The organism is Ralstonia chuxiongensis, from assembly GCF_024158925.1.
GTDB lineage: Bacteria > Pseudomonadota > Gammaproteobacteria > Burkholderiales > Burkholderiaceae > Ralstonia > Ralstonia chuxiongensis.
The window spans coordinates 229,656-250,134 of sequence record NZ_JAMYWC010000006.1 but is presented as its reverse complement, the minus strand read 5'-3'; the positions used below and the strand labels follow the sequence as shown (position 1 = coordinate 250,134).

General features: G+C 62.1%; 18 protein-coding genes. 3 read left to right on the top strand and 15 right to left on the bottom strand.

Annotated features, from left to right (window positions below; genetic code table 11):
- Window positions 1-55: 55 nt before the first annotated feature.
- The 5 genes from NKG59_RS20730 to NKG59_RS20710 form a co-directional block, all read right to left on the bottom strand.
- The gene (locus tag NKG59_RS20730; protein ID WP_253540722.1) at window positions 56-1,678 is read right to left on the bottom strand and encodes a PepSY-associated TM helix domain-containing protein; all 1,623 of its coding nucleotides are present in this window, start codon (window positions 1,676-1,678) and stop codon (window positions 56-58) included.
- A gap of 7 nt (window positions 1,679-1,685) precedes the next feature.
- On the bottom strand, window positions 1,686-1,952 hold the full coding sequence (locus NKG59_RS20725) for a hypothetical protein (RefSeq protein ID WP_253540720.1): 267 nt from the start codon (window positions 1,950-1,952) through the stop codon (window positions 1,686-1,688).
- Entirely contained in the window at window positions 1,949-2,233 is a 285-nt protein-coding gene (locus tag NKG59_RS20720; protein WP_253540717.1) for a hypothetical protein, read from the bottom strand. The genes NKG59_RS20725 and NKG59_RS20720 overlap by 4 nt, the downstream gene beginning before the upstream one ends.
- Window positions 2,234-2,371: 138 nt before the next feature.
- Window positions 2,372-2,959, bottom strand: a complete 588-nt coding sequence (locus NKG59_RS20715; protein WP_253540714.1) for a 2-hydroxychromene-2-carboxylate isomerase — start codon at window positions 2,957-2,959, stop codon at window positions 2,372-2,374.
- A 49-nt stretch (window positions 2,960-3,008) separates the two neighbouring features.
- Complete coding sequence (locus NKG59_RS20710; protein WP_253540712.1) at window positions 3,009-3,743, bottom strand: SDR family oxidoreductase; 735 nt, start codon at window positions 3,741-3,743, stop codon at window positions 3,009-3,011.
- Between the two features lie 91 nt (window positions 3,744-3,834).
- Between NKG59_RS20710 and NKG59_RS20705 the strand changes: the two genes are divergently transcribed.
- A complete protein-coding gene (locus NKG59_RS20705; RefSeq protein ID WP_253540709.1) occupies window positions 3,835-4,410 on the top strand; it encodes a TetR/AcrR family transcriptional regulator in 576 nt (191 codons plus the stop codon).
- A gap of 13 nt (window positions 4,411-4,423) precedes the next feature.
- On the opposite strand, the gene NKG59_RS20700 is transcribed toward NKG59_RS20705, so the two are convergent.
- The 10 genes from NKG59_RS20700 to tssB all read right to left on the bottom strand — a co-directional run bounded on the left by NKG59_RS20700 (window position 4,424) and on the right by tssB (window position 15,586).
- Window positions 4,424-4,879: a hypothetical protein gene (locus NKG59_RS20700; RefSeq protein ID WP_253540707.1), complete on the bottom strand. Its 456-nt coding sequence runs from the start codon at window positions 4,877-4,879 to the stop codon at window positions 4,424-4,426.
- Window positions 4,880-4,917: 38 nt separating this feature from the next.
- On the bottom strand, window positions 4,918-5,451 hold the full coding sequence (locus NKG59_RS20695; RefSeq protein ID WP_413410570.1) for a hypothetical protein: 534 nt from the start codon (window positions 5,449-5,451) through the stop codon (window positions 4,918-4,920).
- Between the two features lie 425 nt (window positions 5,452-5,876).
- Entirely contained in the window at window positions 5,877-6,311 is a 435-nt protein-coding gene (tssE, locus tag NKG59_RS20690) for a type VI secretion system baseplate subunit TssE (protein ID WP_253540704.1), read from the bottom strand.
- Window positions 6,308-9,013 (bottom strand): type VI secretion system ATPase TssH, encoded by a 2,706-nt coding sequence (tssH, locus tag NKG59_RS20685; RefSeq protein ID WP_253540701.1) that lies wholly within the window; start codon window positions 9,011-9,013, stop codon window positions 6,308-6,310. Before tssH ends, tssE begins: the two co-directional genes overlap by 4 nt.
- A 117-nt stretch (window positions 9,014-9,130) precedes the next feature.
- Window positions 9,131-9,616 carry an Hcp family type VI secretion system effector gene (locus NKG59_RS20680; protein ID WP_253540698.1) on the bottom strand — a complete coding sequence of 162 codons (486 nt, stop codon included), beginning with the start codon at window positions 9,614-9,616 and terminating at the stop codon, window positions 9,131-9,133.
- Window positions 9,617-9,630: 14 nt separating this feature from the next.
- Window positions 9,631-11,355 (bottom strand): OmpA family protein, encoded by a 1,725-nt coding sequence (locus NKG59_RS20675; RefSeq protein WP_253540695.1) that lies wholly within the window; start codon window positions 11,353-11,355, stop codon window positions 9,631-9,633.
- 2 nt (window positions 11,356-11,357) lie between these two features.
- The gene (locus NKG59_RS20670) at window positions 11,358-12,023 is read right to left on the bottom strand and encodes a DotU family type IV/VI secretion system protein (RefSeq protein WP_253540692.1); all 666 of its coding nucleotides are present in this window, start codon (window positions 12,021-12,023) and stop codon (window positions 11,358-11,360) included.
- The gene (gene tssK / locus NKG59_RS20665) at window positions 12,020-13,366 is read right to left on the bottom strand and encodes a type VI secretion system baseplate subunit TssK (RefSeq protein ID WP_253540689.1); all 1,347 of its coding nucleotides are present in this window, start codon (window positions 13,364-13,366) and stop codon (window positions 12,020-12,022) included. Before tssK ends, NKG59_RS20670 begins: the two co-directional genes overlap by 4 nt.
- Before the next feature lie 126 nt (window positions 13,367-13,492).
- Complete coding sequence (tssC, locus tag NKG59_RS20660; protein WP_253540686.1) at window positions 13,493-15,040, bottom strand: type VI secretion system contractile sheath large subunit; 1,548 nt, start codon at window positions 15,038-15,040, stop codon at window positions 13,493-13,495.
- Between the two features lie 27 nt (window positions 15,041-15,067).
- A complete protein-coding gene (gene tssB, locus NKG59_RS20655; protein ID WP_253540683.1) occupies window positions 15,068-15,586 on the bottom strand; it encodes a type VI secretion system contractile sheath small subunit in 519 nt (172 codons plus the stop codon).
- A gap of 240 nt (window positions 15,587-15,826) precedes the next feature.
- Here tssB and NKG59_RS20650 point away from each other — a divergent pair, with 240 nt between their 5' ends.
- Both NKG59_RS20650 and NKG59_RS20645 read left to right on the top strand, forming a co-directional pair.
- Window positions 15,827-18,499, top strand: coding sequence for a type VI secretion system Vgr family protein (locus NKG59_RS20650; protein ID WP_301288212.1), 2,673 nt, complete (start codon window positions 15,827-15,829; stop codon window positions 18,497-18,499).
- The gene (locus NKG59_RS20645) at window positions 18,496-20,478 is read left to right on the top strand and encodes a phospholipase D-like domain-containing protein (RefSeq protein ID WP_253540670.1); all 1,983 of its coding nucleotides are present in this window, start codon (window positions 18,496-18,498) and stop codon (window positions 20,476-20,478) included. The genes NKG59_RS20650 and NKG59_RS20645 overlap by 4 nt, the downstream gene beginning before the upstream one ends.
- Window position 20,479 lies beyond the last annotated feature (1 nt).

Here is a 20,479-nt window from a genome sequence, read left to right as displayed (position 1 = left end):
GCATGCGCGGAGTCTGTGCGGGTGGTTGTGGTTATTTGGTGCGGAGCGTGTGGAGCTATGGCTCTCTGGCGGCGCTCGGGTGCAGATCGTTGCCAACGCGCGATTCACGTACCGGCATGGCCCAGACAGAATCGGGCGCACCGTGGCGCGCCCGGCGCAGCGTCGCACGCGCAAGGCCGACAAAGCCGCACGCGAGCGCCAGTGCGCCCAGGTCGAAACCGGCCACCATCCAATCGCCGCGCGCCATCGTGCGCAGCAGGTGGTCACCGGTGACGACGGCATTGGTGATGGGCGCAAGCACCGCTGCAATGGCGGCAGCGCTCAGCAGTTCGACGGCGCCGCGTGCTGGCGGCCGAAGCATCGCCCAGGCAAGCGCCGCGAAGAACACGGTGTAGTACGTCACGCCGGCCGAACGCTCGGGCCACAGCAGCGCCGCCGGGAACGTCGCCATCACGCCGACGCAGCATCCGATGCACACGCCAACCGTGGCGCGTGCCAGCAACTGATGCATGCGTGGCTGATCGGCCTTGCGCTGCTTGCGGCGCGATTCGATCCACAGCAGGTTGCCCGAATAGAAGACGAACGCCCCCGCCAGCCCCATCACGAGATACGCCAGACGCAGCACGATGTCGCCGTAAGTGCCGAAGTGCAGGCCGTAGACCAGGCTGTAGATGGCGTGGTTGGTGTCGCGTGCATCGGGCGTCTGGTTGCCGACGAGCTTGCCGCTGTCGGGCTGATTGGCAGCCGCATGAATCGCTACGGAGCCGTAGTCGCCGATCGCTCGCGTGCTGCTGCCGCGCACTTCCGCCACGGCATTCGCATCGCCAATGTGCTGGTAGTGGATCGATTTGACGGTGAAGTTCGGGTCGGCCAATTCGCGTGCACGGGCGAACAGTTGCTCGGCCGGCAACATCGGCGCCGCATGATTGGCCGCAACCACCGTGCCGGCTGCCGTCGTCACACGCGGCACCGCATCGAACAGCTTGCCGTTGAGCGCTACGGTGTTGAACACGGTCATCAGTACGATGCTCAGACACAGCACCGGCGCGGTGATCGCAAAGATCAGGTGGAAGGGCAGGCTGAACAGTCCGAGCACGTTGTGCATGTCCATCCAGAAGCGCTTGAGGTTGCGCCCTGGACGCACGGCCAGTAGATCCTTCTTCAGGCGGGGCAGGTGCAGCAGCACGCCCGAGATAAGCGCCACGCCATAGAGCACCGAAATCACGCCCATGAAGTACATGCCCGGCGCTTCCAGACCCAGCGAGTAGTGCAGCCGGTTCAGGAAATTGGCCAGTTCGCCTTTCGATGGCTCGATCGACAGATCTTTCGGCGAGGTCCTGCCCGCAGCGAGCCCACTGCGGGTCGTCACTTGCCAATCGCCCTTGCTGTTCTGCCAGTACGCGGAGAACTCCGGCTCGCCCTCGTTGGGGAAGATGACGTACGCGCTTGCGGCAGCGGCCGGGTGCGTGCGCACCAGCGCGTTCACGAAGTGATCGATGTCGACCGGCTTGATGGCAACGGCGGCATGGTCGGCGCGCAGCGGGTTCTGCCACGCATGCAGCTCTTCGTGGAACACAGTGAGCGCGCCCGCAAAGAACGCGATGAACAGCGCCCAGCCCGCTATCAGGCCCACCCAGGTGTGCAGCGTCTGATACAGACGTAAGGTCGTCGATTTCATGGCGAGGTCAAGCCACCATCAGGCGCGGTAGCCATAGCACGCCGAACGACAGCGCGTTGGCCACCGCCAGCACGCCCCACGCATGGGCGCTGCTCCGAAACAGCACGCTCACGCTGATGATCACGGCCCACAGCGGCAGGCACACGAGCAGGGCGCCGATGACGCCGCTTCCCCAGCCGCCCGGCAGCCACAGGATTGCCAGCGTGCACAGCGCAACCGACAGCGGCAGCCCGAGCACGGTACCGGCCAGCCACTTGGTGCCCATGCCGTTCATGACCGCGCCTCAAAGCCTGCACGCCGTTGCTGTGTCCACGCACCCAACATGGGCCATAGCGACAAGGCCCCCGTCACCACCAGCACCACCGCAATGGTTGCCCCCGGCCAGCCGAGCGCGTCGTTCCACAGCACGGCGGCAGTGCCCGACAACGTAACGGCAACGCTACACAGCACGCGCCCCCGCAGGCGCGAAGCGCGCGCGAGCAGCACTTGGTTGGGCGCGGCCGCATACAGGCAGCCTGCCGCGAGCAGCCCGAACAGGAGGGCAATTCCGTGCATGGCAGTGTTCAGTTTTGTTAAGAATGCAAATAATAATGATTCGTATTAAAAAAACAAGGCGAGGCAATATGACCTCGTAAGGGAAGGGGAGATGGGAGGAGCATGCGGCGGCCCTCATCGCCGGCGCATGCGAAGTTGTCAGGACAGCGCTGCCTCGACGAAGTGCAGACGATCCTGCCCCCAGAACATCTCGTCGCCGACAAAGAACGTGGGCGCACCAAACACGCCGCGCGCCACGGCCTCTTCGGTCGTCTTGCGCAGCGTCTGCTTGATGCGGTCGTCCTGCACAAGCTCCAGCATCAGCGCGGGGGAGATGCCGGCCGCTTCCAGTACCGCAGCGAGTTCCTGCAGATCACCGAGATTGCGCGGGTGCTCGAACATCGCGCTGAAGATGGCGGCGAGGTAGCGGTGGAATTCCGCGTCGCTGCGCAACTGCATGCCCACCGCACCGCGCATCAATTGCAGCGTGTTGATCGGAAAGTGCGGGTTCTGCTGGATCGGCACGCCAAAGTGTTTTGCCCAGCGCTCCAGATCCACGTTGGAGTAGCGGCCCTTGGCGGGAATCGTCGCCGGGCTGCTGTTGCCTGTGGCCTGGAACACGCCACCCAGCAGCATCGGCCGCCAGACAATCTCCGCGCCCTTGGCTTGTGCGATCTTCGGCAACTGGTGATACGCGAGGTAGCTGTAAGGGCTGCCCACATCGAAGAAGAATTCGACCTGCTTCATGCGTGTGTCTCCTGGTTTTGTGATGTTGCGATGGGCGTGGAACAGGCGTCTACCAGCGCTCGATCCAGGGCCGCAGGTCGAGCTCATGCGTCCACGCGTCGCGCGGCTGCGTGTGCAGGTACCAGTAGTTCTCGGCGATGTGCTCGGGGTTGAGGATGCCGTCCTGGTCTTTCAGCGCGTAGCGCTCGGGAAAGTTCTCGCGGATGAACGCCGTGTCGATCGCACCATCGACCACCACATGCGCCACGTGTATCCCCCTCGGGCCCAGCTCGCGCGCCATGCTTTGCGCCAGCGCGCGCAACGCATGCTTGGCACCCGCGAATGCCGCAAAGTTGGCCGCGCCGCGCATGCCTGCGGTTGCCCCGGTGAAAAGGATCGTGCCGCGCCCCCGCGTAACCATGCGCTTGGCCACTTCGCGCCCCGCCAGGAAGCCCGAAAAACACGCCATCTCCCAGATCTTGAAATACTTGCGCGCGGTCTCTTCCAGGATGCTGCTCGGCACGTTGGCGCCAATGTTGAAGACCATCACCTCGATGGGGCCGACGTCGCGCTCGATGTCGTCGACGAGCTTGATGACGTCGTCTTCCTTGCGCGCGTCGGATGCAAAGCCCTGCGCTTGCCCGCCTTCCGCGCGGATCGCCTCGACCAGCGGTTGCAGCTTGTCGGCCGAGCGGCGCGTCACGCAGGCGATGTAGCCCTCGCGGGCAAAGCGCCTGGCGATGGCACCGCCCGTGGCATCTCCCGCGCCGATGACGAGGGCCGCCTTGTTGTTGCTTGTCTCCATGTCCACCTCGTTTATAGAATAACGATCGTTACTGAAAAGAAAATTATGCTACTGGTTGCATAGTGTCAAGCGGGAAAAAGCAGGGGAAAACATGCGATACCAGCCCGGCCACAAGGAAGAAAAGCGCAAGGAGCTGCTGAAGGCGACCGGCCGCAAGGTCAAGGTGAATGGCTTTGCCGCGACCGGTGTGGACGCGCTTGCGCAGGCGGCCGGCATGACCAGCGGCGCGTTCTACAGCCACTTCGGCTCCAAATCGGATTGGCTCAAAGCGTTGATCGAGGCCGAACTGGCCGCCAGCCGCGAGATGTGGGCCGGCAATCCGCACGATACGGCCGAAGATTGGCTGCGCTTCGAGCTGGATCGCTACCTGTGCCTTGCCCACGTGAGGCATCCCGAGGCAGGTTGCGCCGTGCCCGGCCTTGCCGCCGAGATCGCGCGCGCAGATGCCTCAGTGCGCGAGCTGTATCAGGACGAGATGCGCAAAGGGCACGCGATCCTGGCGCAGCGTCTGGGCGACGATGATGCCGCGTGGGCGATGATTGCGCAGCTCGTGGGTGCCATCCATATTGCGCGGGCCATGCCGGAGGAGGCCATGCAGCGCACGATTGTCGAGGCGAGCAAGCGGTTTCTGCAGGACGCCGTGACGCGCCTTGCCGCCAAGTCCTGACGTACGAGGCGCGCTATTGCAGGTTGCCCCAGCGCGGCACGGCGGGCTCGGCGTTGGCCCATTGCCATGTGGTGCCGTTCTGGCACGCATAAATCGTGTAACCGGCACCGGGCGCGTTCTTGGGCGCCAGGGCTTCCTGAACGGTCAGGATGGCCTCTCGGCAGGTGGCCAGCGGCGTCGTGAACGTGCGCACCAGAACGACCTGGCCGTGCGCCTTGGTCAAGCCCATCATGCGTTCGAGCGACCAGTTGAGCGAAGGCGTGCTGTCGCTCAATCGCCCGACTGCCATCGCGAGCGCATCCTGCTCGCTGGCGGCCCATTTGCGCGTTGCGTATTTGATGGACGCATCGGTCGCGGCGTTGACCGACACGGCCACGCCATAGGCCACCGCCGGGTTGCCCGTGACAGTGCCCGTGGCCACGCCCGCTGCAGCGCCGGTCAACGGCCCCACCGACGAGCAGCCGGCCATCAGGCCCGCACATCCTGCTACAAGCCAGCGCGCGCAGCTCATTGCAGCGAACCCCATCGCGCCGTGGCCGGTTCCGCGGTCGCCCACTTCCATTGCTTGCCGTCGTGGCAGATGGAGGCGACGAAGAAGTCGACCTTTGCGGCGCCATCTTCCATTCCGTCGACGGTAAAGAGGATTTCCTTGCAGTTGACGAGCGGCCCGTTGATCGAGCGCGTGACCACCACGCGGCCATGTTCGTCGGGCTCCAAGGGGATGCGGTGCTTGACCTGCCAGTTGCCGACGGTGTTGTCGGCCAGCGCGCCAGCGATCTGCGCGATGTGGTCTTGAGTTTCGGTGTGGATGACACGTTGGCTGTGTTGCAACGCAGCCCGTGCGCCGGCTTGTACGCCCAAGCCGATGCCGGTGGCCACCGCCGCGTTGTCGGTCACCTTGGCTGCGAGGGCTGCACCGCCGATACCCGCTGCGGTGGTCGTGCCTTCCGACATCAGTGAACTGCAACCGCTGAGTGCCAACGTGCTCAGGGTGAGCGCGCTGCCCAGCATCCGGGCAGATGCGAACCGAGGTGTGCGCATGTGTGGACTTCCAAATCTGCAACAGAGCGAATTCTAAAGGACACTGTGGCCCGCAAACGGCGATGCGGCGCGGTTTCTCACAATTGTTTTTAGTTGTAGCGGCGCGGTGTCGCCAGTGCTCAACCTGGGCAAAGCGCCTTCAACTGCGTGGCCACCGCATTAAAACCACCCGCACCCGTGTCGATACCGGGCCTCTTTGCGACCGATACACGTGGAGCGTCCAGGGTTGCGGTTCGAACCGTTGCCGCACGCGCACGCTGCCGCGCGCTTCGGCCGCGTGGTGCCGATGGCCTATGCGGCGGGGCGTTCGGTATCGCCGCACATTTGCCGGCGATAGCGTTCGGGCGGAAAACTGACCTGCTTGCGATGATTCCCCACGCATCACACACTGATTTTCTTTTTCCACCTCTGCTATCCGCTAATCTTCAGTCGCGATCCAGTTCCGCCTTGAGCAGCTTCAACCGCGTGCCGCCGTCGGGCATGAAGTGCGTGCCATATCGGACCAGCCCAAGCTGATGCAGATGGCAGCTCATGGTGAAACTGAGCAGCATGCCGGGGTCTGGATCGTCGATCTCGATGTCAATGGACTTGAGCCGCGGCTCATAGGCCAGCAGCGTCGTCTCGATCTCGCGCTTGAGCGTGTGCGCGGACGCTGGCAAGTGGCGATACACCTTTGTCAGATCGCCTAGCCCGTAATCCGGCACGTGCGCCAGGCAATTGCGCCGGCTGTTCAGGATGCGTTGGATGTTGTCCTGCACGGACAAGAAGGTTTGTGTGGCTTCATCAAACGCATCGATCGGCGCACCATTCGCAAAGTGCCCCGTGATGGCCTCGAACAGCCCTGCACCGCCGCGCGTCATGCAGCAATGCCCTCGTGTTCATCAAAGTGCACCGCAATCCCCTCGGCCTCATCAAACGACAACCGGATCGCGGTGGGCTTGCCGCGATTGGCGCCACATAGCAGCAACTCGCGCGAGAGCACCGGTAAGATCTGCTGATCGAGCAGGCTATCAATATTGCGAGCGCCAGAGTCCGGCAACTGGCACGCCCGCACGAGTTCGCTCACCAATGCGTCGTCACATGCTAGCGGGACTTCAAAACGTCGCGCGATGCGTGTTGCCACCTTGCCGAGCTTCATGCGCACGATGGTCGTCAACGCGTCAGCAGACAGCGGCATGAACGGAATGGCCTGGAAGCGCGCGAGCAGCGCAGGCTGGAAATGCTCGACCAGGAGTGGCCGGATCGCCTCCATCAGCATGCTGGGCGTGGCGACGCCACCGGCTTCCGAGACGGCGTTGTTTGCCGCCAGGATCTCGTCGCTGCCAAGGTTCGATGTCATCAGGATCACGGTATTGCGGAAATCGATGATGCGCCCCTCGCCGTCACGCATAAAGCCGCGATCGAAGACTTGGTAGAACAGGTTCAGCACATCGCGGTGAGCCTTCTCCACCTCATCAAGCAGGACTACGCTGTATGGTCGTTGACGCACAGCTTCCGTCAGCACGCCGCCTTGCCCGTAGCCGACATAGCCCGGTGGCGAGCCCTTTAGCTGGGATACCGTGTGCGCTTCCTGGTATTCCGACAGATTGATGGTGATGAGTGAGCGTTTTCCGCCAAACATCAGGTCGGCGAGTGCGCGGGCGGTTTCCGTCTTACCCACGCCGGACGGGCCGGTGAGCAGGAACACGCCCAGTGGCGAGTCTTCTGACTTGAGCCCGGCCTTGGCGGCGCGCAAAATTTTGCCCAACGCGGCCAGCGCATCGTCCTGGCCCACCACGATGCGCGCCAGCCGAGCTTCGAGCTCCAGCAGCGTAGCCAGTTCGTCTTCGAGCAAGCTGCCGATGGGCACACCCGTCCAATCCGCGACGACCTGACCGATCACGCCTTCGTTGACTTCCAGCGGCACCAGCACAGCGCCTCCCGGCGCAGCAGCCGTATCGCGTTGTGCCTTGATGGCTTGCTGCCAGTCACGTCGGGCGGATTCGTCGGTGGTGTTTTGCCAGGCGTGGCGCAGTCGCTCAAGTTCCTGCGCCGTATGCTGTTGCTCGGTCCACGTCGCTTGCAGGGTTGCAAGCTGCGTGTCCAGTTCAGCGCAACGTGCCTCGATGCTGGCGAGTCGGGCGCGGGCATCGATGGCAGTGGCCCCTTGGTCTTCCAGCAACGCGGCACGTTCGATGTCGAGCGCGGCGCGTTCGCTTTGCGCTTCGCTGATCGCCAGCGGCGTGGTGTCCATGCCAAGGCGCACGCGTGCAGCAGCCGTATCGAGCAGGTCTACCGCCTTGTCCGGCAATTGCCGCCCCGTCAGGAAACGGCGCGAGAGCTTGACCGCTGCCGTGACGGCGGCGTCGGTAATGTGTACGTTGTGATGCTTGGCGTACCGATCTTTGAGGCCACGCAGCATCAGGCATGCGCTGTCGTCGTCCGGCTCGTCGACCTTGACCATCTGGAAGCGCCGCTCCAATGCGGCATCGCGCTCAAAGTACTGCTTGTATTCGGACCAAGTGGTGGCGGCAATCGTGCGCAACTCGCCGCGTGCCAGCGCTGGCTTGAGCAGGTTGGCGGCGTCTGCGCCGCCAGCCGTATTGCCTGCGCCAATGAGCGTGTGCGCTTCATCAATGAACAACAGAATCGGTGTGGCCGACTGCTGCACTGCTTCAATCACGTTTTTCAAACGCTGCTCGAACTCGCCCTTGACGCCCGCACCCGCCTGCAGCAGCCCCAGATCAAGCGTCAGCACGGTTACATTGGCGAGCACCGTCGGCACGTCGCCTTCTGCAATCTTGAGCGCGAGCCCCTCGACCAGTGCGGTCTTACCAACGCCAGGCTCACCGACCAGGATCGGGTTGTTCTTGCGTCGGCGCATCAGGATGTCGATCATCTGGCGAATTTCCACATCGCGCCCGAAGACAGGATCGATGCGGCCATCGCGCGCTTTCTGCGTGATGTCGACGGTAAAACGTTGCAGTACGCTCGCGTCGGCTTGGCCTGGAAGGGCAGCCGTCGCTGCAGGCGCACCAGTTCCGGCAGGTCGCGTTGATGGCGCTGCCGTCTTGCTGGATGGCGTTGCGGAGCCAGAGGCAGCCTTTGGCGCCTCGGTGGAGATTCGATCCAACTCCGGCATGAGTCGCTGGATCTGTACAGCGGAGACCGATAGCAGCGGCCAGGCATCCGGCGCGCGCAGCAGGCTTGGCGACTCCACCAGAGCCGCCATCAGGTGCGCCGAGCGGATGACTGGTTGCCCTTCTTCCAGGGAGGCGTGTATCCAGGCCGCTTCCAGCAGCATCCCCAACCGTTGCGACAACCCTGGTTTGCCGCGCAGATCGTGCGGCAGCCGCTCAATCGCGGCCAGCAAGCCGTTCCAGATCGCGTCCGTATCCAGCTCGTAACGGCGCGCGATCGCTGTCAGATCTCCCTCGCCCAGCTCCAGCAGCTTAATGAGCCAGTGCTCAACCTCGATATTGCGATGGGCGCGTGTCTCGCATAGGCTGGCCGCATCGGCAAGTGCTTGGGCGCAGTGAGGGTTGAGTCGACGCAGGAATGGGGAAAGGTCGCGGGCGGTCATGGCGGGGGATCGGCATTCAGAAAAAGCGCCAGGCGTGAACGAATTCCGTCCGAACCTGGCGCAAGAACCGGCACCCCGTGTTGGTGGGCACTGCAGGCGCCGGTGGTCAGCAACGTGTTATGCGCGCTCGTTCCAGCTGTCCGCGTGGATGATGTTGCCGTCCTTGTACGACCACGTGATCTTTTCGTAGCGCAGTTCCACGTCTTCCAGGTGGTTGTGCTTCTCGAACGCCGGGTTCTTGATGTCCAGCATCTTCGGTCGTACGGCCACGACCTTCACGTTGTCCAGTTTGGTGTTGAAGTACTCCTTCTCCTTGCCCGCGTCATCGATTTTGTACCACTTGATTTCAATCGACTTCAGGGTCTGGCCGCTGGTCACGGCCTTATACAGATAAGGCGTGGCCGCATCGGTCTCCTTCGTGAAGGTGATTGGCTTGTGCACGCGCGTGCCGGTCAGCTTGCCGGTGTTGCCATCGGTCGGGATGTTGACGCAGTGGTCCAGTGCCACGATCTCGACGCTGCCTTCTCGGCCCTGCACGGTGACCGAACCTTTGATGTCGGCGCCGCCATCGTCCTTGATCCACATGTATGCCGGAATTGCCATTGCTTGAGCTCCTTCTACTCGAATGAACAGGCCGATTGGCCTGGGGGGGAATCTGTGGTTTGCTCATCGCGGCAGTCCGGGATGAGCGTGATTTCAACGCGGCGGTTGGCAGCGCGCCCTGCATCGGTGTCGTTGGAGGCCTTGGGGCGGGTATCGCCGTAACCCTGGATGGCGAAGTGCGACGGGGCAATCCCCGAGGTATCGGCCAGCCAGTCGCGAACGGACGCCGCGCGAGCTTCTGAGAGCTTCTGGTTGCTCGCAGGCTTGCCAACCGAATCGGTGTGGCCGGCCACCAGCACGCGCTTGTTCGGATGCGACTTGATCATCTCTAGCGTGCCGAACATCACCCGGTTCGAGCCGGGGTTCAGTACGGCGCTGCCACTGTTGAAGAGCGATAGGGCATCCAGCTCGATCATTGACGGCGGTGGTGGGGGCGGTTGGTAGCTCGCGATTAAGGTGTTGACCGACGGCAGCAGCGCACCTGCGCGATAGAAGCCCAGTCCAAGCCGAGGCGGCACACCCATGCGGGCATAGCGCTCGAGTTCATCCCGGTCGTGTTTGATCGTGGCCAGCGTGTCGAGTCGCGCGGCATCGCGCGCGGCGGGGATGGCTTGGTAGCGCGCCATGTTGCTTTGGACGCGCGTGACCAGCCCTCGGTTCTGCCAAGCGGAAGCCACTGCTGCTGCGCAGAAGGCTGCCGCCAGCCCAACAAACGCGTGGGCTAGCGCGCGTGGCGACGCGCGGCGTATGGGCTGCAAGGCAATGCCGCGCAACAACGCATCCGGCAAAGGCAAGCGAGTGCGCATGCCCGAGGGCGCCGAAAGCGCCAGCCCAGTGATGGCAACGGCGTACCGTCCCACCAAGGATGCGGATGAGGGATGGCCCGGCGCCATCGTGAGGCCGAAACCCGCCAGGTTGATCGGTCGTGCGCCGCGTCCACCATCCGCTAATGCGGGCAACACGGTCTCTGCTGCCCAGCGTGCCGAGGCATCCAGGCGGGTCACACGGTTGGCCCAACGTAGTCGATCTTCCGACGCGACCCAGCGCCCGTGCGCGCATGCCGTGTTGGCAACCTGATCGGCCAGCGCCTGGCGGTCTGGCGGCAACGCGCCGGACACGCCAAACCACGGGCATGCTTCTGGCCCGGCACGTGACCCGATCCCAGCCTCCCCCGCATAGATGGCCACGCAAACCGGCAACGCATAACCGACCGCGCGGCTGGCTTCATCCACGGCCGTACGCCAGTGCCGGGTTGAGGCGGTAGAGGCCGCATCATCGACGGCGCTGTCCGCGTCCACCAGATACGCGACGGCATCCGGCCCCTGACCATCGCGCCAGCGTTTGAGGGCATCGGCAATGTGCTTGAGCCGCGTCGGCTCGTCCACGCGCACCCAGATGGCGGTGTCGGTGATCTGCACGACATCCGTTCCGAACGCCTGCGTCAGGACGCCCGTTGGCTCACCCACGGAAAGTACAAGCGGCGTGTTGCGCCGGGTGTCGCCAGGTAGCGACTGGAGGGCGCCGTCGATGGACGCCAGTACTTGGCGGCTGGCCGCAAGTTGTGCGCGGATGCGTCGTGTGACGACGATGAGCGCGATACAGTCTGCTAGCACCACCGCAATGGCAATGCCCGTGTTCCACGCTGCTGGCCACGGCGAACAAGCGCCCAGCCAGAACAGCACAAGCGCAGAAAACCACACAAACAGGGTGCGAATCGGATAGCCGGTCAAGCGTCGCATCGTCAGTGGGGCAACGCGTCAATCGACGCGGTCAGCCAATGTTGCGCGCCAACATAGACCAGGCCGGAGGCCACACATGCCAGTACGATCCAGCCGAACGGCGGCAAGCCCGTGAAGCGGCGTGATGTGCCTGGGCGTACCAGCACGGCTCCGGTGGTTTCTCGCCCCGCTTTGCCGTCCAGCCGTTCGTTGACCGAGCGGATCAGGATCTCGCGGGATTCGGCGCCGCGCAAGACAAAGTTGCCTTCGAAACCCAAGCCCAGCACCGCGCTGAAGATGGCCAGGAGCGGCAATACGGGTTGTGGCTCGGCTAGGCGGCGCTCGATGCGTCTGATCAATTCATCCCCTGCATCGTGACTATTGAAATACCGTACCTGCAGCGGCTCACGCTCCCAGGTATCGCGATCGCCGCCACTCAGGTACTTGAGCGCGATTTCATCCAACAGCGCACATTGCGCGTACACCGCGTCGTTGATCACGTCGGGTGCACAGTCTGCAGCGGTCAGTTCGGTGCGCAACAGACCAATCTGTTGATCACATTGCGCGGCGAAGGTCATAAATGTTTCGGGTTGCGCTCCGTTGGCAAGGTTCGTGACGATGAGCGCCGTATTGCGCAGTGCAAGCGGCAACCCGATTGGGGCGGAAATTGCGGTTGTCGAGGAGGTCATGCCGGTAGAACAGCGTAGAGTTCGAGCGACACGTCGGGAATCGATGCCGGCACGTAGAACTGGCACGCGCGCGCGTTTAACATGCGGCCAAAAGCGGGGTGCGAACCATCGAGCGCGAAATACTGGTTCTCGACGCGCACGGGAATCGCCGCGGGCAGTCGCGCACTTGCTCGCAGTGGAATGCCGGCGAGCGCCGAATTGATAACCTGCTCAACCTCATCCGGCGCCCCGGCCTTGCACAGGCGGGGAAACTGTTCGAACAGCGCGTGCGCGGGCAGTCCCGATTGGACGGAGAGGAAGTAGTCCGCCCCCTCGACCAGCCGTTCGTCGTGGATCTTGCCGGCCCACACGGTGGGCTTGACGCGCTCCAGCACGATCGGCACCACGCGTGATGGGACAACCGTATCGATCAGGGCGCGAATCATGTCTTCCAGCGCCGCGAACACCGGCTCCGGTTTCACGTGATCGTAGGCTGGGATGGCCTTGAGCGACTCAGTGGTGGAGAAGGTCAGTAGTGCCCCAGCCAGGCGCGTGAGCGCGGCATAGAGCCGTTCGGGATGTTGGTCCGGGGAAGCGCACAATCGAGCCAGCTCCGGCCAACTGCTGTTGACACTGTGCAGCAGCCAGAACAACGCCACGTCGGCAACTGCAAAGTCGGCAATCTGGTCCGAGCGCTCGCGTCGGCGCACGGCAAGGCTGGCACTTTTTGCACCGAGGATGTCTGACAGGCGCTGCATGCGCTCAACCAGGCGCGCGCTGGCCGATAGAAACAGGCACGGCGGCACAAAGGTGGAATCCAGTTCAAACCGCCCCTGCGTATTTCGTACCAGCCTCGCCACCGGACAGGTCACATAGTCACCGTGTTCCTCGAAGTCGAACAGCAGCGCCAGCACGTGGCGCTCCACACTGATCTCCTCACGGCCTTCGCCGTTGAGGTCGCTCACTTGCAGGTATTCGCGCATCAGGCGGCGTGGGCGCGCAGGCTTCTGGCCTGCCTCGATGCAATTGCCGCCTTGCGCATCAAGCAGCGGCAAGCCTGCCAGTACAACAACTGTCTCAGTCTGCGTCGGGACGTCGCCAAGGCTGCGCGCGGTGGGCAGGAGGTCAGCGGTTTGCGTGTCAATCAAGGTGCCGTCAGGCAGGCGTACGTCCAACGCGGTCAGCTGCAGCCGGTCGATCGCCAGTGCATGGGTGTCGATCTCCACCCGGCGCACGCCCCATGGGTCAGGCCAAACCAGCCGTGCAAGGCGTTCGTCGGCAAAGCGGTCCCACATCGCTTGTTGCTGGAAGTGCTGGGGCGTCATGAATATGCCCTGTGCCCACAGCGGTCTGGTGATCTTCATCGTGGTAATTGGGGTCAAACGGGTGCGCGAAGTTGCGACTTCGCATGGCGTACCGCCACGCGGTGCCCGAAGACACCGCGCGGTATAGCTATGACGTTTTTTTGATGTGAAGAGAGACGCTTCCGATCAGCTCTTGGCCTTCGGCATCTGCGAGACGAGCGACAGGTTGATGTCCATGCCCTCGATCTGGAAGTGCGGCACGATGAAGAGCTTGACGCGGAAGAAGCCGGGGTTGTCTTCGATGTCCTCCACGATTACTTTCGCTTCGCGCAGCGGGTGCGAGGCTTGCAGATCGTCGCCCGGGTCCGTCATTTCCGTCACGAGCGTCTTGATCCAGGTGTTCAGCTCCAGCTCCAAGACGCGGCGGTCCTTGGTGGTACCGATGTTCTCGCGCTGAATCAGCTTCAGGTAATGGGCGATGCGCGAGAGCAGGAAGATGTACGGCAGGCGCGCGTTGACACGGCTGTTGGCGGTCGCTTCCTTGGTGTCGTACAGCGTGGGCTTTTGCGCCGAGTTGGCCGAGAAGAAGCTCGCGAAATCGTGGTTCTTGTAGTAAGACAGCGGGATGAAGCCCAGATTGGCGAACTCGAACTCGCGCGTTTCCGGGATCAGCACCTCGGTCGGGATCTTGGCCTGGTTGCCCGTGCCCAGGTCGTACAGGTGGATCGGCAGATCTTGCACTAGGCCGCCTGCCTGCGGGCCGCGAATCTGCACGCACCAGCCGTTCTTGATGAAGCTCTGCACCATGTTGGCGGCAAAGGCAAATGCGGCATTGGCCCACAGATAGCGGCTGTGGTCGGGGCCCTTGACGGCCTCCGTGTAGTTGAAGGCGCGCACCTGCACCGTTTCCGGTCCATAGGGCAAGCGAGCAAGGAAACGTGGCATTGTCAGGCCGATGTAGCGTGCGTCATCCGAATCGCGGAAGCTCTTCCACTTCAGGTATTCCGCTCGGTCAAAGTAGTTGCCGATGTCGCGAATGCTGGCGACTTCTTCCATCGACTCCTTGCCGAAGAATTGCGGCGACACGGCGCCAACAAACGGCATATGGGCCGCTGCCGATACTTTGGAGATATTGCGCAACAGGGCAATATCCTGGGGGCCGCGATCAAACTCGTAATTCGAGATGAGCGCGCCGATCGGCTCACCGCCCGGCGTGTCGTATTCCTGAATGTAGGTGTGCAGGTAGAGGCCGCTCTGAATGACTTCAGGTGTGTCTTCAAAGTCCTGGCGCAACGCGTCTTTGGAGACATCCAACAGCTCGATCTTGACGTTCTTGCGGAAGTCCGTACGGTCAACCAGAAACTTCAGGCCGCGCCACGCCGACTCGATCTGCTGGAACGTCGTGTCATGCATGATGGCGTCGAGCTGCCGGCTGATCTGCTGGTCCAGAGCTTCGATGTGAAAGTCGAGCAGACTCTTGTCGAGTCGGTCCACTTGTTGCGACGACTCCTGAATCATCTTCAGGAACACGTTCATCGCTTGTGCCACTCGCTCGTCCAATGTCGATTCCGACAGCGCATCCGCGCTCTGAAAGGACTCAAACGGACGGGTGGCGGTGACTGGCGTCAGATTGATCTTTTCGCATAGGGCTTCGTAGACGCTCTTGCCCGGCGCGTCCAATGTGAGCGTGTCCACGGCACTCGATTCGAGTCGACTGTTTTCTTGCTTTGCCATGTTGCTTATTCCTTGAGGACAGCGGGATTACTGAACGGAATTGGAGGTCGGCGGCGTGGTTTCGCCGATTTTCTGCAAATCGGAGCGCAGGCGATCCGAGAGGGTCGGGTCCTTTAGGATCTTTTCGAGTTCGCGACGGAACGTTGCGTTATCCAGCAAATTGGATTTCAAATCACGAAGCAAATTGCGGGCGGCCATGAGTGCACGCAACTCCGGCACTTTGCCCGCCACAACATCCGGCTTGAAATCGTCCATCGACGTGAAATCGAGGTCGACCGGCAACTCCGAACCGTCGCCCGCCAGGGTGTTCTCGACCGCCAGCTTGGCCTTGGGGTTGAGCTCAGCCAAGACCGCGTTAAAGTTGTTCTTGTCGATCGAAACCTTTGCCCGATCGGCCAGGGGCGCCGTACTTTGGCCATTGCTGTAGTCGCCCATCACGAGGAGCTTGAGCGGCAGCTCCACCTTCTTCTGCGCACCACCCGTATGCAAGTCCAGCTTGATATTGACGCGCGCCTTCGGCACTTCGTTCTGGAAGCTCTCAGCCATGTTGTCCCTTCATATAATTAAATCAGAATTAAGCGGATTTTATTTCTAAATGAACTCTTTTTAATGAATAGCATGGGGCGACACGGAATGAAAATGGTTTAAATATTGATTTTTATGAATTCACAAAATAACAAGTAACCAAACTTCCCAAGCCGAAAGAATTTGCTTACCTTGCGTCCCCGCACGCGCAGCATGCTGCCGCATAGGGCGCGCGATGAAACCCAATCAAGGTGAGCAACGATGGCAGAGTGGCAAGGGGCATCCGGAGCAGTTGGCACAAGCGTTGAGCGAGTTGTTCGAGCTGTCACCGGCCGGCAGCCGTATCGTCTCGACGTGCCGGGTACGCAGAGCGCACAGGCGTTGTCCGTGGTGTCGTTCGAAGCCATTGAGCGCCTAGGCGAGCCTTATCGAATCACCATCGAACTCACGCACCCCGACGAGTTGGTGCGCGCGGATTATCTGGGCAAGGATGCGACGTTCAGCATCGACAGCGATGATGGACGCGAGCCGCGCAAGTTCAGCGGCTGCATCACCGGCTTCAGCAAGCTCAAGGCCACGGCGGACTTCACCGCCTACCAAATCGTTGTCGAAGCGCACGTTGCCCGCTTACGGATTGTCCGTAACACGAGGATCTTCCAACACAAGACCGGTCCCGAGATCATTGAAGCGATCCTGCGCCGGCACGGCTTCAAGGGCCACCAGTTCCGCTTCAAGCTGCGCCGGGAAACCTATCGCACGCACGCGTTTCGCTTCCAGTACAACTGCTCGGATTGGGACTACATCAAGATCCTGATGCAGCGTGAGGGCTTGTTCTGCTACTGGACCCAGGGCGAATTTGGAGATGAAATCGTCTGGGCTGATGACATCGATTTTTACCTCTACACCCCTGATCGGACCGTCCCTCATCGGGAAACGGCCGGTCTGGAGTCATCTGGGGTCGAGGCCATCTCCAGCCTGCAGACGCATGCCCAGGTCGTGGCGCAGTCGGTGCGGGTGGCGGACTACAACCCGGATGCCGCGTGGGAGCGCATTGACGGCGAAGCCAACATCGCCCGCAAAGACACCACGACGTTTGGCCAACCCTACATCTGGGGAACCCACCACCTCGACCAGGCTGAAGCCAAGTGGGAAGCCCAACTGCAGCATGAAGCCGAGATCGCCTGGCAACTGATCTACGAAGGTCAGGGCAACGTACGTGACCTGTGTCCGGCGCAAATTCTGCGCATCGACAAGCCCGAGCCCGATGCCCCCAACGGCATGGTCGCCATCGAGGTCATCCACCATGGTGCGCGCGACCGGGCGTACAGCAACACCTTCAAGGCCATCCCCAGTGATCGGCGGTTCAGATTACGCATCGAGCGTGATACGTGGCCGAAAGTGGCTGGCACTCTGACCGCCAGGGTGACCTCGCCCAGCAACAGCACCTACAAATACGCCTATTTGAACGCCGCTGGCCGGTATGTGGTTCGGTTCGAGTTCGACCAAGAAGGTTGGGACTCCGGTGCCGAATGTGTGCCGCTGCGCATGGCCAAGGCGCTTGCGGGCAAGAACCAGACTGGTCTGCACCTGCCTGCGCTCCCTGGTGATGAGGCTGTGATTGCCTGCCGCGACGGGGACCCCGACAAGCCGGAAATTGTGGGCTTCCACCACAACAGCATCCACCGGGACTTGATCACCAGCGAAGACCGCTGGCTCTCGCGCAACCGCCTCACTACCCAAAGCCGGAATCTGTTGGAGCTGGATGATTGGGAGGGCGAGGAATACGTCACGCTCAGAACCGAGCATTCGGGCAAGAGTCAGCTCACGCTGGGGCACATCAACGACGGGCGGTGGGAGAAGCGCGGGGAAGGCTTTGAGCTGCGGACCTCGGGATGGGGTGCCATCCGTGGTGGCAAAGGGTTGTTCATCTCTGCGGATGACCAGCCGAATGCAAGCGGCCAGCAACTGGAGATGCAGAAGGCCCAGAGCCTGCTGCAACAGGCGCTGCAGATCAGCGAATCGTTGGCCGCCACGGCCAACGCCGCGCAAGCCATTGCAGCGGACTATGCGCGCCAGAAAGCCTTGCTGGACGACACGCTGGATCAGCTCAAGCGCGCCGGCATGCTCTTCAGTGCTCCCGCTGGCATGGCCCTCGTTTCCGGCACTGACCTGCAACTGACGGCCAACGAGAACCTGATTGCTACCGCCGGTGGCCACGCGGACGTGAGCGTGCTCAAACGCCTCACGGTTGCAGCGGGTGAGCGCATCTCCATGCTCGCGCAAAAGCTCGGTGTGAAGATATTCGCCGCCAAAGGCAAGGTCGAGATACAGGCGCAGAGCGACGAGATGCGCCTGCTGGCTGACCAGAATGTCACTGTCACCAGCGCTAACGGGCGGGTGGTGATCGAGGCCAAAGAAGAGTTGCTGCTCAAGTGTGGTGGTTCCTATCTGCGCATGTCGGCCACCGGCATTGAAGACGGCACCCGCGGCGAGCGGGTCATCAAATCCAATGGGTTCGGGCGGCAGGGACCGGCGTCCATGAAGGACCCGGAGCCACTGCGCAATCAATTGCCGCCGCTGCCGATGTTCCTCGATACCAAATCATCGCCGGCCTCCCGAGCCGCCATTCTTGTCGGTATGCCCTATCAACTGTTTGTTGACGGCACGCCAGTCAAGCAGGGTGTGATGGACGCAAGCGGATATATCCCAGTCGAGCACCGGGAAGGCACACAGTCGTACCGCGTCGAATTGGCCAATGGCGTGACCTACAACATTCCCGTAAGTGACGAGTTTCAGGGCGACCCCGGCAACGGATTGCTCGCCAACCAAGGGTTCCACTTCCACGAAGAAGGCGCGCAAGGCACGGGGGTCGATCGTGCCGTCCACCGCCAGACCTATCAGCGTTTGCTCGACAACAACGAGGAACAAGCATGAGCCGCAGCACCCAGACTAACGTCCCAATTGCCACCGGCCAGTGCAACAGCGCAGTGCTCACGTTGCCTTGGTTCGTGCAAGGTGCCGAGTACTGCCCCGATCCTGCGACCTTTAAGCCTCTGGTCAATGGGGCGGAGGCGTTCAGCGCTGTCTACGATGCCATTGCCGCCGCCAAGCACACCGTCGACATCATCTGCTGGGGTTTCCAGCCCTCTATGTACTTCAAGCGCGGCCCAGGGGGGCAAGGCTCGCTGCAGATCGGCGACCTGTTGGAAACCATGGGCAAGAAGAACAAGAACGTCAAGGTCCGGTTGCTGGTGTGGAGCGACGGCCTGCATGCCGCCCAGCTCAGCGAGAACATGATGCCCGGCAACAACGGAGCCAGCCTCTCTGCCGGCACTCGCAGCCCCCAGCAACAGACTTTCGATTGGCAATGGTACCGACGTGCCAACCTCACCAACGTCACGAGGACCGGCTTGCCGCACAAAGCGGCGCAGGCGCTCACCGATCCGACGCTCTTCGCCAGCGCGGTGTATGGCGCAGCCAGCGGCCCCATGCGCAACATCGAATTTGCCACGCGCGACTTCGCCCCAAGTCAGCACGCAGAACTCGCATGGCGCACTTGGCTGCGGAGTGCCGACACCGCGCGCCCTACCGGCACCAAAGCCATCAACGCCATCGCCATGGCGGCCGAGCCCACACACCACCAAAAAATGGTGCTTGTGGACTACGAAACGCCCGAGCGCGCAGTCGGCTTTGTCATGGGCCACAACACCCTCGACGAATACTGGGACACCGATGGACACAGCTGCCGCCGCATGGCCCCCCAACAGGGTCGCAACGGCGCACACCCGCGCCAAGACATCTCCAGCCGCGTCACCGGCCCAATCCTTTGGCGCCTGAATCAAAATTTTTGCCAAGCCTGGGACGACGCCACTGGCCAGAACCTGAAGCAAGCGCGCGCAGGAGCGGATGCTGCCACCAAGAAAACCGAAGCTCGCAAGGGTGGCGATACTCGTGTTATGGCGCAAATCCTGCGCACACAGGCCCAGCACGGTAAGGACGGCATCCGCGACATCGAGGCGATGTATCTGCAGGCCGTCAATAACGCCACCAACTTCATCTACATCGAGAACCAGTATTTCCGATTCCCGCCCCTGGCGGAAAAACTCAAGAACCTAGTCGCTTGCTACCAGGCGGGCGGGCGTAAAGAACCCCTGCACCTGTTCGTCGTGACCAACGACAACAAAGAAGGCATCGGCCCAGGCACCTACAACACCTATCGCATGCTTGACGCCCTGGGCAAGGCCGACCGCATTGATGGCATTGCCAAGCTGGAGCGCACCGAGGCGCTGCAGACGCAATATGAAGCCGCGCGAAAAGAACAGGCTGGCGCTCAAGCGGTTGTGTTGGGCATGGAAGAAATAGCGAACCATGATGCTCGCGCACGGCCCGGTCTGGACAAGGCTAGCCAAGCCGAGAAAGCCAAGCGTGACGCTGCGGAGAAGTTGAAGACGGAAGTCAAGAACGCGGAGACCACCCCGATACCCGTTGGGGAAATCCCCGGCCTGAAGGTCCACATCTGCTCACTGGTCGCCCCAGACTCCCCACCGGGCAAGGAGTGGGAATACGTCTACGTGCACGCCAAGCTGATGATTGTGGACGACGTGTTCATGACGCTGGGCTCGGCCAACATCAATACGCGCAGCATGATGGTGGATAGTGAGTTGAACATCTGCCACGAGCACATGGGCGTGACGCAGCCGCTGCGTGAACGCTTGTGGAACATTCACACGAAGGGAATGGGTGTGGGAAAAAAAGACAAGAGTGGTCGGATGGATGCTGCTGACGCATTTAAGAAGTGGGGAGACATCATGAAAGAAAACAAAAAACGCATCAAGAATGGTTACAAGGAGTCGCCCTATGCCTCGCTCGTCGAGTTCCATTACGACAAGGCCAACCGCAGCTATGCGGACTGAA

Coding starts and splice junctions, on each gene's coding strand:
- tssC (WP_253540686.1), bottom strand. CDS start 15,040: ATGGCAAAGCAAGAAAACAGTCGACTCGAATCGAGTGCCGTGGACACG.
- NKG59_RS20650 (WP_301288212.1), top strand. CDS start 15,827: ATGGCAGAGTGGCAAGGGGCATCCGGAGCAGTTGGCACAAGCGTTGAG.
- NKG59_RS20725 (WP_253540720.1), bottom strand. CDS start 1,952: ATGAACGGCATGGGCACCAAGTGGCTGGCCGGTACCGTGCTCGGGCTG.
- NKG59_RS20715 (WP_253540714.1), bottom strand. CDS start 2,959: ATGAAGCAGGTCGAATTCTTCTTCGATGTGGGCAGCCCTTACAGCTAC.
- NKG59_RS20680 (WP_253540698.1), bottom strand. CDS start 9,616: ATGGCAATTCCGGCATACATGTGGATCAAGGACGATGGCGGCGCCGAC.
- tssE (WP_253540704.1), bottom strand. CDS start 6,311: ATGACGCGCGGCGGTGCAGGGCTGTTCGAGGCCATCACGGGGCACTTT.
- NKG59_RS20675 (WP_253540695.1), bottom strand. CDS start 11,355: ATGCGACGCTTGACCGGCTATCCGATTCGCACCCTGTTTGTGTGGTTT.
- NKG59_RS20730 (WP_253540722.1), bottom strand. CDS start 1,678: ATGAAATCGACGACCTTACGTCTGTATCAGACGCTGCACACCTGGGTG.
- NKG59_RS20710 (WP_253540712.1), bottom strand. CDS start 3,743: ATGGAGACAAGCAACAACAAGGCGGCCCTCGTCATCGGCGCGGGAGAT.
- tssK (WP_253540689.1), bottom strand. CDS start 13,366: ATGAAGATCACCAGACCGCTGTGGGCACAGGGCATATTCATGACGCCC.
- NKG59_RS20670 (WP_253540692.1), bottom strand. CDS start 12,023: ATGACCTCCTCGACAACCGCAATTTCCGCCCCAATCGGGTTGCCGCTT.
- NKG59_RS20720 (WP_253540717.1), bottom strand. CDS start 2,233: ATGCACGGAATTGCCCTCCTGTTCGGGCTGCTCGCGGCAGGCTGCCTG.
- NKG59_RS20695 (WP_413410570.1), bottom strand. CDS start 5,451: ATGCGCACACCTCGGTTCGCATCTGCCCGGATGCTGGGCAGCGCGCTC.
- NKG59_RS20645 (WP_253540670.1), top strand. CDS start 18,496: ATGAGCCGCAGCACCCAGACTAACGTCCCAATTGCCACCGGCCAGTGC.
- NKG59_RS20705 (WP_253540709.1), top strand. CDS start 3,835: ATGCGATACCAGCCCGGCCACAAGGAAGAAAAGCGCAAGGAGCTGCTG.
- tssB (WP_253540683.1), bottom strand. CDS start 15,586: ATGGCTGAGAGCTTCCAGAACGAAGTGCCGAAGGCGCGCGTCAATATC.
- tssH (WP_253540701.1), bottom strand. CDS start 9,013: ATGACCGCCCGCGACCTTTCCCCATTCCTGCGTCGACTCAACCCTCAC.
- NKG59_RS20700 (WP_253540707.1), bottom strand. CDS start 4,879: ATGGCCGGCTGCTCGTCGGTGGGGCCGTTGACCGGCGCTGCAGCGGGC.